Genomic DNA, 13,801 nt, shown 5'->3' with positions numbered 1-13,801 from the left:
AACTCGCGGCGCGCGATGCGCATCGGGCATGCGCTGTCGCCCGACGACGTGGTCATCACCAACGGCTGCACCGAAGCCTTCACGCTCGCGCTGAGCGCCGTCGCCAGGCCCGGCGACACCATCGCGGTGGAGTCGCCGACCTACTTCGGCTTTCTCCACACGCTCGAGGTGCTCGGACTCAAGGTGCTGGAGCTGCCCACCGATCCCGTCGAGGGCATCCACATCGAGGCCTTCGCTCGGCTGCTCGATGCCGGCCCGGTGGCGGCCTGCCTGCTGTCGTCGAGCTTCAGCAATCCGCTGGGCGTGTCGATGCCCGACGCACGCAAGCGCGAGCTGCTGGCCTTGCTCGCGCGGCACGGCGTGCCGCTGATCGAGGACGATGTCTACGGCGACATCCACTTCGCGCGCGAGCGGCCCACGCCCTTCATCGCGCTCGACGGCGGCGCGAACACCCTCTACTGCAGCTCGTTCTCGAAGAGCCTCGCGCCCGGCTACCGCGTGGGCTGGATCGCGCCCGGCAAATACGCGCAGCAGGTGGTCGACCGCAAGCTCGCCTTCAGCCTCTGCAGCCCGGTGCTGCCGCAGGTCGCGCTCGCGGACTTCCTGGCCAGCGGCGCCTACGACGCGCACATGCGCCGATTGCGCCGCCTGCTCGAAGAGAACCTGCGGCACCTGACCCGCGCCATCGAGGCCAGCTTTCCGGCCGAGACCCGCGTCAGCCGGCCCGCCGGGGGCTTCGCTCTGTGGGTCGAACTGCCGCGCGGCTTCGACTCGCGCGCGCTGTTCGACGCGGCGCTCGAGCTCGGCATCTGCTTCGCGCCGGGGGATGTCTTCTCGGCGAGCCGGCGCTTTCGCAACTGCCTGCGACTGAGCGCCGGCTGGAGCTGGAGCGAGCGGATCGAGGAGGGGGTTCGGCGGCTGGGGCAGCTCGCAGGCCGCCAGCACCGGTCCTGAGCTTCCAGGGGCCTGCGAACACGATGCAAGGGGTCGCGAAGCTCGCCAGAGCCCGTCCATCACGGCACGTGATGCCGCGTGTCCATCCGCACATGCAAGAAACGCAGCGCCTAGGGGCGGGCTCTGGCGAGCTTTCCCCCGGGTTGCCCCGCAAAGGGGCTCGTTGTAGTGCTGACAGGCCCTAAGCCGAAAGCCGGGTGAATTGCGCCCGCGAGAGGAGTCGCCTGAAGTCGCCGTCGAACGTCACCAGGTGTTCGCCCTGGTGGGCGACAGCCGCCGCCAGCCATGCATCCGGTATATCGTTCGCTGCCAGCTTGTTGTTGGTGCAGATTTCGCGCAGCAAATGCCACTCGCCGCCGAGCTGCGGCTGCTCCACTCCCGGGGCTTCGAGAATCGCATCGACGAACTTCAGCGCTGCGCTGATCGGCGTAGGCGTTACGAAAACTCTCGGGTTCGTGACGAGTCGAAGGAAACTGGCAATCACCATGGGCTGCAGCGCAAGCGGCCTTCCCGCACTGGCGCCTGCAAGCGCCTGCTCGAGCCATGCAAGCGCGGGCACGTGTTGCGGATGGTCGCTCCTCGAGGCGGCGACCAGGATATTCACATCAGGCGTCACGATCGGCGGCGTCCAGCATTTCCTTGTTGCTCAAGCCGCTGATGCCATCGACCAATCCGCCCTTGCCGCGAAACACTGGCAAGCGAACGGCGCCGGTCGGAAGGGGCCTCGCCTTCAGCCGCAGCTGCAGTCCTTCCTCGATGAGGCGCGTGAGACTCGTGCGTTCCTGCACTGCCATCGCCTTGGCCTGCGTCAGCAAGCTGTCATTGAGATTGAGCGTAGTCTTCATGAGGTCGCCGCGAGATTTTCGATACAGATTTCTGTATCGTAGTTCGATTGCCACGAAAGTCAACCTGACGCGCTCGCCGAGGCAGCGTCCCGAACAAACCGCCCGCGCGTCGAATCTCACCACGCAGGAGCGCGCCGCCCCTCCTCGGCGAGGAACTCGACCAGCGTCGGCAGCGAGGCATCCATCGGCCGGTTGGCACGCACGCGCATCACGTATCCCCATGAGCCGGCCATGCGCAGGCCCGGCGTCAGCGCCACCAGCCGGCCGCGCGCCAGTTCCTCGTCGACCAGCGGCGCACGCCCCAGCGCGATGCCCACGCCCGCCGCGGCAGCCGCGACCACGGTGCTCAGGCCGCTGAGCACCAGCGGTTCCTGGCTCGCGCTCTCGGGCAGGCCCAATCGGGGACGCCAGGTGCGCCAGTCGGTCTCGGGGCTGTCGATGTGCTTCTCCTCGAGCCAGCGGTGGCGCGCGAACACGCGCGGGTCGTCGCGCTCGCCGGGCTCGACCAGCGCGGGGCTGCACACCGGCACCACGGTCTCTGTCATCAGCGGGATGTCGCCGGGCGCCGCGAGGTGCGGACCCAGCGCGCGCACGTGCAGGAACGCGAGATCGATGTCCTGCGCGTCCCAGGCGGGATCCTGGCTGGCGTGCAGGAACAGCTGGATGTCGATGTCGGGATGCAGCTCGATGAAGCGCCCGATCCGCGGCGCCAGCCACAGCGCCGCGAGCGAGGGGTTGGCCGAGATGTTGAGGCTGTTGCGCCGCCGGCCATGAGCCCCGGCGCGCGTGTCGCGGCAGGCGGTCTCGAGCAGGGTCAGGGCCTGCTGCACCGACACCAGCAGCGCGGCACCGGCCTCGGTGGTCCGCGCGCGACGCACCGTGCCGCCACGATGCAGCAGGGTCACGCCGAGGTCTTCCTCGAGCGCGCGCAACTGGTGGCTGATGGCGCTCTTCGTGACATGGAGTTCGGACGCGGCACGGCTCAGGCTGCCCAGGCGGGCAACGGCTTCGAAGGCGCGCAAGGCAGCCAGTGGTGGCATGGGGCGGGGTGGAGCGGCAAAGGGTGCAATCTATCTCAACCCAGGATTGAAAAACCATCGCTTTCGCCGCCCCGCGCGATGCATGACGATGACGGCCCGACAGGAAGAACCGATCGCACCACCATGTATTTCGATATTCGGCTTTGGCAATTGACAGCGGGCCTGCGCCTGCAGATGGCGGGCGGCATCCTGCTCGGCCTGCTGGCGCTGGCGGCCGGCATCGCGCGCTATGTGTTCCTCGGCCAGTTGCTGGCACGCGTGTTCGACGGCGCGCCCTACGGCGACTGGATCGCACCGGCGGCCTGCGTGGGCGCGATGGTGCTGCTGCGCGCGCTGTTCGACCATCTGCGCACGGTGCAGGCCAACCGCGCCTCGGCCGAGGTGCAGCAGGCGCTGCGCGCACGGCTCTACGACCGCATCGTGGCACTGGGCCCGGCCTGGTTCGCCAACCAGCGCACCGGCGGCGTGATGCTGACGGTGGTCGATGGCGTGGAGCAGCTGCAGACCTTCTTCGGCCAGTACCTGCCGCAGGTCGTGATCGCGGCCGCGGCACCGTTCGCCATCTTCGCGGTCATCGCCTTCTGGGACCTGCCGACCGCGCTCGTCTTCCTGGCCGCGGCGCTGTTCGCGCTGCTCGGGCCAATGGCCGTCCACATGCTCGACAGCCGCGCGAGCCTGGCGCGCACGCGCTCGCTCAACGAATTCGGCGAGGAGTTCCTCGATGCGATGCAGGGCCTGCCCACGCTGAAGGCCTACGGCCAGGGCAAGGCCTGGGGCGAGCGGCTGGCGGCCCGCGCGCGCAAGCTCTCGGACAACACCTTCTGGGTGCTGTCGGTGAGCCTGCTGACGCGCGGCATCAGCGACCTCGGCGTGGCACTCGGTGCCGCGCTGGCGCTCACGGTGGGCGCCTGGCGCGTGACGGCCGGCGACATGAGCGTGGAAGCCCTGCTGATCGTGCTGATGGCCGGCACCGAGATCTTCCGTCCGCTGCGCGAGCTGCGCTCCGTGCTGCACCGGGGCATGCTGGGGCAATCGGCCGCGGCGAGCATCCATGCGCTGATGGATGCAAAAGCGCCGACCGCTTCGCCTGAAACACGGTCGAACGCCGCCGGGCCCGCGCATCTCGCGCCCACCATCGAATTCGACGGCGTGGCCTTCTCCTACTCGCCGCAGCGCGCCGCCCACCAGGGCCTGTCGTTCCGCATCGCGGCCGGCGAGCGCGTGGGCATCGTGGGCCCGAGCGGCGCCGGCAAGTCCACCATCGTGCGGCTGCTGCTGCGCGAGTTCGTGCCGCAATCGGGCACGGTGCGCGTGGGCGGCCACGACGTCAACGGCCTGGCCACGCAAACCTTGCTCGGCCACATGGCGCTGGTGAGCCAGGACATCACGCTGTTCCACGGCACGCTCGACGACAACCTGCGCCTGGGCCGCCCCGACGCCACCCACGAGCAGGTGCGCGCCGCGGCGCGGGCCGCCAACATCGACGACTTCATCATGGCGCTGCCGCAGGGCTACGCCACCCAGGTCGGCGAGCGCGGCCTGCAGCTCTCGGGCGGCCAGCGCCAGCGCGTGGCGATCGCGCGTGCCCTGCTGCGCGACGCGCCGATCCTGATCCTCGACGAGGCGCTGTCCTCGGTCGACACCGAGAACGAGGCGCTGATCCAGCAGGCGCTGGACCGCCTGATGGTCGGCCGCACCACGCTGATCCTCGCGCACCGGCTGGCCAGCATCATCGGCGCCGACCGCTGCCTGGTGCTCGATCAGGGGCGCGTGGTCGAGGAGGGCCGCCATGCGGTGCTGATGCAACGGCAGGGCCTCTACCACCGCCTGATGCACGAGCAGGCCGTGGGCCTCGCCGCCGCGGCGCCCGCGCCGGTCGATGCGCAGGCCGCATCGGTGCGGCGCATTGCCGCGGAAGAGGAGGGCGATCGCGGCCCCGCGCTGCGCCCGCTCGATGCCGACGCCGAGCAGGTCGGCTGGAAGGCCACGCTCGCCACGCTGCTGTCGGTGGTGCGGCCCTGGCGCGGCACGCTGATCGCCACCATCGTGTTGGGCGTGGCGCGTGTCGCGGCCTTCATCGGCGTCGGCGTGCTCAGCGCGCTGGTGGTGGCCGCGATCCGCGACGGCCGCGACACCTCGGCGCTGATCGTCGGCCTGCTGGTCGCGGCGCCGCTGGCCGCGCTGTTCCACTGGCTCGAGTCGTGGCTGGCCCATGCCATGGCCTACCAGCTGCTGGCCGACATGCGCGTGAAGCTCTACGACAAGCTCGAGCGACTCGCGCCGGCCTACCTGCTGCAGCGCCGTTCGGGCGACCTGGTCGCGCTCGCCACGCACGACGTGGAGATGGTCGAGTACTTCTACGCCCACACCATCGCGCCGGCCATCGTCTCGGTGCTGGTGCCGCTGTCGGTGCTGGGTTTCCTCGCGCTCTACAGCTGGCCCGTGGCGCTGGCGCTGCTGCCGTTCCTCGCCTATGCGCTGGTGTCGCCGATCCGGGGCCGCCGCCAGGTCGATGCGCTCGGCGACCGCGCCCGCCATGCGCTGGGCGAGATGAGCGCCCATACCGCCGAGACCATCCAGGGCCTGGCCGACCTGACCGCCTTCCAGGCCACGGGCCGCCGCCGCGCGCAGTTCCTCGAGGTGGCGGACCGCAGCCGCGCGCGGCGCCTGGACATCCTGAACGACCTGTCGCGCCAGACCGCGTGGTTCGAGATCGCGATGGGCCTGGGCGGCCTGGCCGTGGCCGTGGTCGGCGCGCTGCAGGTCGCGAGCGGTGCCTTGCCGGCCGGCATGTTGCCGCTGCTGGTGCTGATCGCGCTCGCCACCTTCCTGCCGGTGTCGGAGATCTCGCAGGTCAGCCGCCAGCTGGCCGACACCATCGCGGCCACGCGCCGCCTGCACGTGGTCGAGAACGAGCCCGAGCCCGTGGTCGACGGCCCGCTGCCGCCGCCGGCCGCGGGTCGCGGCCTGTCGCTGGCCTTCGAGCGCGTCTGCTTCGCCTATCCGGGCAAGGCGCAGGACACCCTGCACGAGCTCGGCTTCGAGGTGCCGGCCGGCGCCACCGTGGCCGTGGTCGGCGCCTCGGGCGCCGGCAAGAGCACCGTGGCCAGCCTGCTGCTGCGCTTCTGGGATCCGCGCCAGGGCCGCGTGAGGCTCGACGGCGTGGACGTGCGCGAGCTGCGGCTCGACGGCCTGCGCGAACGCGTCGCGCTGGTGTCGCAGGACACCTACCTGTTCAACGACACGCTCGAGGCCAACATCCGCCTCGCGCGCCCCGATGCCAGCGGCGAGGAACTGGCTCTCGCGCTCGACCGCGCCGCGCTGACGAACTTCGTGCGCACGCTGCCCGAGGGCCTGGCCACGCGCGTCGGCGAACGCGGGATGCAGCTGTCGGGCGGCCAGCGCCAGCGCATCTCGATCGCGCGCGCCTTCCTCAAGAACGCGCCGGTGCTGATCCTCGACGAGGCCACCTCGCACCTGGACACGCTGTCGGAGCTGCAGGTGCGCGGCGCGCTCGATGCGCTGATGCGGCACCGGACCACGCTCGTGATCGCGCACCGGCTGTCGACCATCCGCGACGCCGACCTGATCCTGGTGCTGGAGCACGGCACGCTGGCGGAGGCCGGCACGCACGACGAGCTGCTGCGCCGGCAGGGGGTGTATGCGAAGCTGGCGAGCCACCAGGGCGCGAGTGCCGAACCATCGCAACGGGCGCGGGCATGAGGGTGCGCGGTCCGGCCCGCGGCGGGCTTCATAAGCCGCGCCTATCGCCCCATCCGATCAAACGATTGGCCTGAAATCGCGCGCTGCGAAACCATCTCCTCCGTGCAGCGATGTGCTGCCGCATCAACCAGGAGATGACTTTGGCCAAGATTGTTTGCGTGCTCTACGACGACCCCGTGACGGGCTATCCCACCACCTACGCCCGCGACGACCTGCCGCACCTGGAGCGCTATCCCGACGGACAGACGCTGCCCACGCCGCGGCGCATCGACTTCCAGCCCGGCACCCTGCTGGGCAGCGTCTCGGGCGAGCTGGGCCTGCGCAAGTACCTCGAGGCCAACGGCCACCAGCTCGTGGTCACCTCGAGCAAGGACGGCGCGGACAGCGTGCTCGACCGCGAGCTGCACGACGCCGAGATCGTGATCTCGCAGCCCTTCTGGCCCGCCTACATGACGGCCGAGCGCATCGCGAAGGCACCCAAGCTCAAGATGATCGTGACCGCGGGCATCGGCTCCGACCATACCGACCTGCAGGCCGCGATCGACCGCGGCATCACGGTGGCCGAGGTCACCTACTGCAACAGCAACAGCGTGGCCGAGCACGTGGTGATGATGACGCTGGGCCTGGTGCGCAACTACATCCCTTCGTACAACTGGGTGGTCAAGGGCGGCTGGAACATCGCCGACTGCGTGGCGCGCTCCTACGACCTCGAGGGCATGCAGGTGGGCACGGTGGCCGCGGGCCGCATCGGGCTGCGCGTGCTGCGGCTGCTCAAGCCCTTCGACGTGAAGCTGCACTACCTCGACCGCCACCGCCTGCCCGAGTCGGTCGAGAAGGAGCTCAACCTCACGCACCACACCAGCCTCGAGAGCCTGACCAAGGTCTGCGACGTGGTGACGCTGAACTGCCCGCTGCACCCGGAGACCGAGCACATGATCAATGCCGACAGCCTGAAGAAGTTCAAGCGCGGCGCCTACCTGATCAACACGGCGCGCGGCAAGCTGTGCGACCGCGACGCGATCGCCTCGGCGCTCGAGAGCGGCCAGCTCGCGGGCTATGCGGGCGACGTGTGGTTCCCGCAGCCCGCGCCGGCCGACCATCCGTGGCGCACGATGCCGCACCACGGCATGACGCCGCACATCTCGGGCACCAGCCTGTCGGCGCAGTCGCGCTATGCGGCCGGCACGCGCGAGATCCTCGAGTGCTACTTCGAGAACCGGCCGATCCGCAACGAGTACCTGATCGTGCAGGGCGGCCAGCTCGCGGGCGTGGGCGCGCATTCGTACAGCGCGGGCAATGCCACCGGCGGCTCGGAAGAAGCCGCGCGCTTCAAGAAGTAGCACCTCGTGCTCTCGACGACCGCGGCGCCTCGCAAGGAGGCAGGCGCGCCGCGGCGCGACCGGATCGCCAGCATCCTGCTGGCGGGCCTGGGCGCGTTCGTGGCGCTGGCAACGGTGGGCGCGCTGGCTGCGACCACGCACGACGCCTGGGTGATCGGTTCGTTCGGCGCCAGTTGCGTGCTGCTGTTCGGGTTTCCCGATGTGCCGTTCTCCCGTGCGAAGAACGTGATCGGCGGCCACCTGCTGTCCTCGGCGGTCGGCCTGCTGTTCCTGCACCTGCTGGGGCCGGGCTGGTGGGCCATGGCCGCGGCCGGCGCCTGCGCGGCGATGCTGATGATGGCCACCGACACGGTGCACCCGCCGGCCGGCAGCAACCCGGTCATCATCTTCCTGAGCCAGCCGGGCTGGGACTTCCTCGTGCTGCCGACCCTGGCCGGCGCCTGCGTGCTGGTGCTGCTGAGCCGGCTGTACCGCTTCGCGATCCGCTACCGGGCCGCGAGACGGGCTGCGTGACCGCCTCGGGCGGCCGCCCGCCCGAGGCAGTGTTTCGAAATGGAACAACCGGCCTTTTCACCGCGCGGACGCCGCACCCGATGTATTCTGGCAAGCACAACGCAATCCTGCGACAACGGCTCATCAGGAGACACCGGCATGCGCGACTACCTGCAGTTCTATATCGACGGCCATTGGGTCGACCCCGCCACGGCAAAGAGCATCGACGTGATCAACCCCGCGACCGAGAAGCCGGCCGGCCGCATCTCGATGGGTTCGGCCGCCGATGTCGATCGCGCGGTGCGCGCCGCTCGCGCCGCCTTCGGCGGCTATTCGCGGACCAGCGTGCAGGAGCGCATCGCGCTGCTCGAGCGCATCGTGGCCGAATACAAGAAGCGCTATGCCGACATGGCGGCGGCCATCACCGAGGAGATGGGCGCGCCCGCCGCACTGGCCAGGGACGCCCAGGCCGCCATGGGCCTGGCGCACCTGCAGACCGCGCTCGAAGTCCTGAAGACCTACAGGTTCGACGAGGCGCGCGGCACCACCCTGCTGGTCAGGGAGCCGATCGGCGTGTGCGGCTTCATCACGCCCTGGAACTGGCCCGTCAACCAGATCGCCTGCAAGGTGGCGCCGGCGCTCGCGGTGGGCTGCACGATGGTGCTCAAGCCCTCGGAGATCGCGCCGTTCTCGGCGGTGATCTGGACCGAGATCCTGGATGCGGCCCAGGTGCCCGCCGGGGTCTTCAATCTCGTCAATGGCGACGGGCCGACCGTGGGCGCCGCGATCTCCAGCCATCCGGAAGTCGACATGGTGTCGTTCACGGGCTCCACGCGCGCCGGCATCGAGGTGGCGCGCAACGCGGCCCCCACCGTCAAGCGCGTGCACCAGGAGCTCGGCGGCAAGTCGCCGAACATCATCCTCGAGGACGCGGACTTCAAGCGCGCCGTGACGGCCGGCGTGCGCGGCGTGATGGGCAACTCGGGGCAGTCCTGCAATGCGCCCACGCGCATGCTGGTGCCCAATGCGCGCATGGCCGAGGCCCTGGCCATCGCGAAGGAAGCGGCGGAGGCCACCACGGTCGGCGATCCCGCCAGCGGCGCGGCCCTCGGCCCGGTGGTTTCGGCCGCGCAATGGGACAAGATCCAGACCTTGATCCAGAAGGGCATCGACGAAGGCGCCACGGTGGTGGCCGGCGGTCCCGGCAAGCCCGCGGGCCTGGAGACCGGCTACTACGTCAAGCCCACGGTGCTGGCCCAGGTGAACAACCAGATGACGGTGGCGCGCGAGGAGATCTTCGGCCCCGTGCTGACGATCCTCGGCTACGACACGGTCGAGCAGGCCATCGAGATCGGCAACGACACGCCCTACGGGCTCGCCGCTTACGTGTCGGGCACGAACCCCGAAGCGACGCGAAAGGTCGCTGCGCGCCTGCGCGCCGGACAGGTGAACATCAACAGCGCGGCCCTGGACCTGAGCGCGCCGTTCGGCGGCTTCAAGCAGTCCGGCAACGGACGCGAATGGGGCGATCACGCGTTCGGCGAATTCCTCGAGGTCAAGGCCATGCTCGGCTTCGCGCCGAAGGCCGCGGCCTGAGCCTGCAGTACCCGGCACACCTGCCCGCGGCATCCACGTGCACAGGGCAGCGGGTGCTTCCCGCCGCGAAATCAAGGAGGAGGCCGAACAAGGAGGAGGCCGAAGGCCGGGGACATTCGCGGAGGGAAGTACCCGCTGTCCTGTGCACGCGCCCCGAACAGCAGGCCGAACCTCACTGCCGTTCCTGAACGAACCCGATGGCGATCGCCACCTCCATCCGCCGCGGCGGCTTCTCGAACGGCGCGCCGGCCTGCGCCGCCCGCATGGCACTCTCGTCGAGCACCGGGTAACCGCTGCTCTTCGCCACCGCGAGCGAGCCCGACAGGATGTTGCCTTCCTCGGTCAGCGTGAAGCGGATCGTCGGCGCGCCGACATAGCCGGCCTCGCGCGCCTCGACCGGATAGACGAGCTTGCCCTGGATCGCCTTGCGCAGGCCCGCGAGGTACTTGCGCAGGGCATCGGCGCCGTCGTCGCGCGCGCGCACGGTCTGCTGCATGCGCTCTTCCTCGGCGGCATTCGCGACCGGCGGCGGCGCGGCCACGGGCGCCTGCGTCGGCGGCTCCGGCGGGGCGCGCACGGGTTCCTCGACGCGCGCCACCTGCACCGGGCTCGGTGCGACCTGGCGCGGCGCCGGTGCCCGCTCGCGTGTCTCCTTGCGCGCCACCCGCTTCGGCTGCGGCGCCGCAGGAGGAGGCTCGGCCGGCCGCGCCACCTGCTGCTGCTCGACCTGGCGGTTGCTCACCATGCCCAGCAGGTCGACCACCAGCTGCTCGCGCGGTGGTGGCGACGCCTCGGGCCGCGCGCGCACCAGCCACGGCAGCACCAGCGCCGCGTGCAGCAGCACCGAGAGGCCGAGACCGATGGCGAACCTCATCGCGGCGCCTGCTCCGTCTGCACCGCCACCTTGGCGAAGCCCAGCTGCTTGAGCACATCGGCCACGTCGATGAAGCGCTGCAGCTGCACCGTGCGGTCGGCGCGCAGCAGGAAGGGCGTCTGCTTGTCCATCGCGGCGAGCCGGGTCTTGAGTGCGTCGGCATTCAGGGCCTCGCCGCCGAAGTGGATCGTGCCCGCCGCATCGATCACGATGGTCTGCGTTTGCGAGGTCTCCGAAGGGCTCGCGCTGGCCTGCGGCAGGTTGACCGGAATCCGCCCGCTCGCGATGAAGCTCGAGGTCGTCAGCACGATGGTGAGCAGCACCAGCATGATGTCGACGAAGGGGAGCATGTTCATGCTGTCAATCGGCTTTTCGGTCACGCGCGATCTCCCATTCGAGGATCAACACCTGCACCTTGCGCAGCAGCGTGTTGTAGAGCACCACCGACACCAGCGCCACCCCCAGGCCCACGGCCGTGGCCTTCAGCGCGAGCGCGAGGCCGATCATGATCTTGCCGGTATCGATGGAGGCGTCCTGGCCCATGTTGTAGAAGGTCAGCATGATCCCGAACACCGTGCCCAGCAGGCCCAGGTAGGGCGCGTTGCTCGCCACCGAGGCGATGACGAAGAGCTTGCGCGTGAGCAGCAACTCGAGCGACTTGATGTCGCGGATCGCGTGCGTGTCGATGCGGCTGTAGAGCCAGGCGCGTTCGATGCCGATCGCGACGACGAAGACGCTCAGCACCACCAGCAGTCCGATGACGCCGTAGTCGATGGCGCCGGCGAGCCAGTTCATGTTCATTCCGTGGTCCTCCTCGATGCTTCAGAACAGCACGCCGGCCTGCACCAGCACGCGCGTGCGGCCCTCGCGCGCGATCTCCTGCGGGCGTGACCCGATGGCGCGCGCGACCTGCAGCCGCCCGAACAGCGCGCCGTAGCGCGCCTGGTAGCCGATGCCCACGTCCGACAGGCGCACGCCGTTGCGCGTCGTGTAGTCGGCGTTCTGCAGCCAGGCGCGTCCGAGGTCGGCGAAGACGCCCACCGAATGCGTGAGCCCCTCGGGCGCCGGCAGCGCATAACGCACTTCGGCATTGAGCAGGTAGCCGTTGTCGCCGCTCACCCACTCGCGGTACGCCTTCACGCCGTTGGGGCCCGAGATGCTCATCTGCTCGCTGCCATCGAGGTTCTTGTTGCGCAGCGCCTTCTGCAGGCTCAGCGCGCTGCTCGCGGTCCAGCCCTTGGCGAATTCCACGTTGGCGGCGAGCCGCAGGTTCAGGTGCGCGAAGTCGCCGGCCGTGTTGGCGCCGGCCCGGTTGAGCGCCGCCTGCGCGGGGTTGTCGATGTCGAGGTGGCCGTAGCTGAATCCGGCGACGACGCTGGTGTAGCCCGGTCGGCCCAGCAGTTGGCCCCAGCGCTCGTGCTGCACGGCGAAGGTCGCGACCCGGGTGGTCTTGCGGTCGACGCTCTCGACGGCACCCACCTCGTCGCGCAGATGGCGCTGCGCGAGGTTCAGGCTCAGCGACAGGTTCTGCGCGCGGCTGCGCAGCAGCGGATAGCTCAAGGTGGCTTCGACCGTGCGTGCCCGGCCCCTGGCCTCGAGGTCCTCGTAGTCGCCGCCCAGGTGGTAGGTGGTGCGCGCGGCGGCCAGCTCCAGGCGCAGGCCGCTCGCGGTCAGCGGAAAGCCGTAGGCCACGCGGCCGTTGTCGAGGCCGCCGCCCTCGGTGCCCATCAGGTTGAGGCTCAGCCGGTCGGCGATGCCGAAGGGCGAGTTGATGTCGAGCCCCGCGCTCAGGCGGTTCTTGCCCGTGTAGAGCGAGCCCTGGTTGTCGCCCAGTACATAGCCGCTGAAGCGCTTGCGCTCGCCCACCTCGACATCGAAGTCCGAGGTGCCCGGGGCTTCGCCGGGAGAGATCGTGAGGCGGGGCAGGGTGGCGCCGGGCATGTCGCCGACCAGCAGCATCGCGCGCTCGAGCTGCGCGCGCGAGACCGGCTGGCCCGCCTGCAAGGGCGCGAACGCATCGGCCACGGTCGCGTCGTGCACCAGCGAGCGGTTCTTGAGCGTGAGCTTGCCGTAGCTGCCGATCAGGACCCGGACCGTCAGCGTGCCGGCGCTCGCGTCCTGCCGCGGCACATAGGCGCGCGCCACGAGGTAGCCGCGGTCGCGCAGCAGCGCCGTGATCCGGCCCGCGGCCTGCTCGATCTCGGCCATCGACAGCGCGCGGCCGCGGTAGGGATCGAGCGCGGCCCGCAGCTCGGCGGGCGGAATCTCGTCGGCGCCCTCGACCTTGAAGTCGCGCACCGTCAGCGTCTCGCCGGCCGGCAGGGCGAGCGGCCGCTCGGGCTGCTCCACGATCACCGGCGCGGGCGGTTGGCGCGGGGTGCCCAGCGGACGCGGCGGCTGGGCTTCGCGCAGCGCATCGCCGCTGCCGTAATTGGGGATGGGCGCCACCTGGGCATGGCCACTGGTGGCGAGCGAGCAGAGCACGGAGAAGGCGGCGAGCGCGGGATGCGCCCGGCGTGAGGACGAGACGGGACGAAGGGGGTTCATGTCGCAACGGGAACGAAGAGAAGAAGGGGAGGCGGGACCGGCCATGCCGTCCCGCCGCGGGGCGGCGATGTCAGCGCGGCGTCGACGGCGGCGCCGCGGGCGCCTTGGCGCCTTCGTCCTCGAGTTCGAACACCTTGCCGTCTATCTCGATGCGTTCCACGTTGGCGGAGAAGCTGCGCCGATCGGCGAAGACGATGTTGTCGGCCAGTGCCGCGGCCCGTTGCGTGAAGCCCGCTGTCGTCTGGGTCGCGGGGCGTTCCGGTTGGCGCTGGGCCTCCGAGGTTGCGGCGGCCGCGAGACGCGAACCCGTTTGCGCGCGTTCCTGCAGCGCCGCCGCGCGGGCGGCGGCCTGCGCGGCGGCGACGGCGGCCGCCTCCGCCGCGGCTTGCG

Annotated in this window: 13 protein-coding genes; 5 read left to right on the top strand and 8 right to left on the bottom strand. The window is 70.4% G+C overall.

The window, feature by feature from the left end; all coding sequences use genetic code 11:
- A partial coding sequence (locus tag ACODT0_RS41900; protein WP_489043994.1) for an aminotransferase-like domain-containing protein occupies positions 1-954 on the top strand: 954 nt, incomplete at its 5' end.
- A 181-nt stretch (positions 955-1,135) separates the two neighbouring features.
- Here ACODT0_RS41900 and ACODT0_RS41895 read toward each other — a convergent pair.
- The 3 genes from ACODT0_RS41895 to ACODT0_RS41885 all read right to left on the bottom strand — a co-directional run bounded on the left by ACODT0_RS41895 (position 1,136) and on the right by ACODT0_RS41885 (position 2,839).
- Positions 1,136-1,558 (bottom strand): TA system VapC family ribonuclease toxin, encoded by a 423-nt coding sequence (locus tag ACODT0_RS41895; protein WP_261213189.1) that lies wholly within the window; start codon positions 1,556-1,558, stop codon positions 1,136-1,138.
- A gap of 1 nt (position 1,559) precedes the next feature.
- The gene (locus ACODT0_RS41890) at positions 1,560-1,799 is read right to left on the bottom strand and encodes a DUF6364 family protein (RefSeq protein WP_489043993.1); all 240 of its coding nucleotides are present in this window, start codon (positions 1,797-1,799) and stop codon (positions 1,560-1,562) included.
- Between the two features lie 116 nt (positions 1,800-1,915).
- Positions 1,916-2,839 carry a LysR substrate-binding domain-containing protein gene (locus tag ACODT0_RS41885; RefSeq protein WP_296724803.1) on the bottom strand — a complete coding sequence of 308 codons (924 nt, stop codon included), beginning with the start codon at positions 2,837-2,839 and terminating at the stop codon, positions 1,916-1,918.
- Positions 2,840-2,962: 123 nt separating this feature from the next.
- Between ACODT0_RS41885 and ACODT0_RS41880 the strand changes: the two genes are divergently transcribed.
- From ACODT0_RS41880 to ACODT0_RS41865, 4 genes are all read left to right on the top strand, one after another.
- Positions 2,963-6,562 carry an ABC transporter ATP-binding protein/permease gene (locus ACODT0_RS41880; RefSeq protein ID WP_039262296.1) on the top strand — a complete coding sequence of 1,200 codons (3,600 nt, stop codon included), beginning with the start codon at positions 2,963-2,965 and terminating at the stop codon, positions 6,560-6,562.
- Between the two features lie 140 nt (positions 6,563-6,702).
- Complete coding sequence (locus ACODT0_RS41875; RefSeq protein ID WP_039262297.1) at positions 6,703-7,902, top strand: NAD-dependent formate dehydrogenase; 1,200 nt, start codon at positions 6,703-6,705, stop codon at positions 7,900-7,902.
- 6 nt (positions 7,903-7,908) lie between these two features.
- The gene (locus ACODT0_RS41870; RefSeq protein WP_489043992.1) at positions 7,909-8,415 is read left to right on the top strand and encodes an HPP family protein; all 507 of its coding nucleotides are present in this window, start codon (positions 7,909-7,911) and stop codon (positions 8,413-8,415) included.
- Between the two features lie 138 nt (positions 8,416-8,553).
- Positions 8,554-9,990: an aldehyde dehydrogenase family protein gene (locus tag ACODT0_RS41865; RefSeq protein ID WP_489043991.1), complete on the top strand. Its 1,437-nt coding sequence runs from the start codon at positions 8,554-8,556 to the stop codon at positions 9,988-9,990.
- A 172-nt stretch (positions 9,991-10,162) separates the two neighbouring features.
- Here the strand turns inward: ACODT0_RS41865 and ACODT0_RS41860 are convergent, their stop codons facing one another.
- The 5 genes from ACODT0_RS41860 to ACODT0_RS41840 form a co-directional block, all read right to left on the bottom strand.
- Entirely contained in the window at positions 10,163-10,864 is a 702-nt protein-coding gene (locus ACODT0_RS41860) for a TonB family protein (protein WP_489043990.1), read from the bottom strand.
- A complete protein-coding gene (locus tag ACODT0_RS41855; RefSeq protein ID WP_489043989.1) occupies positions 10,861-11,220 on the bottom strand; it encodes an ExbD/TolR family protein in 360 nt (119 codons plus the stop codon). The genes ACODT0_RS41860 and ACODT0_RS41855 overlap by 4 nt, the downstream gene beginning before the upstream one ends.
- A gap of 4 nt (positions 11,221-11,224) precedes the next feature.
- Positions 11,225-11,665, bottom strand: a complete 441-nt coding sequence (gene exbB / locus ACODT0_RS41850; RefSeq protein WP_489043988.1) for a TonB-system energizer ExbB — start codon at positions 11,663-11,665, stop codon at positions 11,225-11,227.
- Positions 11,666-11,686: 21 nt separating this feature from the next.
- Positions 11,687-13,411 (bottom strand): ShlB/FhaC/HecB family hemolysin secretion/activation protein, encoded by a 1,725-nt coding sequence (locus tag ACODT0_RS41845; protein ID WP_489043987.1) that lies wholly within the window; start codon positions 13,409-13,411, stop codon positions 11,687-11,689.
- A gap of 70 nt (positions 13,412-13,481) precedes the next feature.
- Positions 13,482-13,801, bottom strand: a 320-nt coding sequence (locus tag ACODT0_RS41840; protein WP_489043986.1) for a hypothetical protein, incomplete at its 5' end; no start/stop codon positions are given.

Source organism: Variovorax sp. FG153 (assembly GCF_057809595.1).
This window is presented reverse-complemented; position numbering and strand designations above follow the sequence as displayed.

Bases quoted from the DNA above. Each gene is read 5' to 3' on its own strand.
- exbB (WP_489043988.1), bottom strand. From the start codon at position 11,665: ATGAACATGAACTGGCTCGCCGGCGCCATCGACTACGGCGTCATCGGA.
- ACODT0_RS41865 (WP_489043991.1), top strand. From the start codon at position 8,554: ATGCGCGACTACCTGCAGTTCTATATCGACGGCCATTGGGTCGACCCC.
- ACODT0_RS41860 (WP_489043990.1), bottom strand. From the start codon at position 10,864: ATGAGGTTCGCCATCGGTCTCGGCCTCTCGGTGCTGCTGCACGCGGCG.
- ACODT0_RS41880 (WP_039262296.1), top strand. From the start codon at position 2,963: ATGTATTTCGATATTCGGCTTTGGCAATTGACAGCGGGCCTGCGCCTG.
- ACODT0_RS41855 (WP_489043989.1), bottom strand. From the start codon at position 11,220: ATGAACATGCTCCCCTTCGTCGACATCATGCTGGTGCTGCTCACCATC.
- ACODT0_RS41845 (WP_489043987.1), bottom strand. From the start codon at position 13,411: ATGAACCCCCTTCGTCCCGTCTCGTCCTCACGCCGGGCGCATCCCGCG.
- ACODT0_RS41890 (WP_489043993.1), bottom strand. From the start codon at position 1,799: ATGAAGACTACGCTCAATCTCAATGACAGCTTGCTGACGCAGGCCAAG.
- ACODT0_RS41885 (WP_296724803.1), bottom strand. From the start codon at position 2,839: ATGCCACCACTGGCTGCCTTGCGCGCCTTCGAAGCCGTTGCCCGCCTG.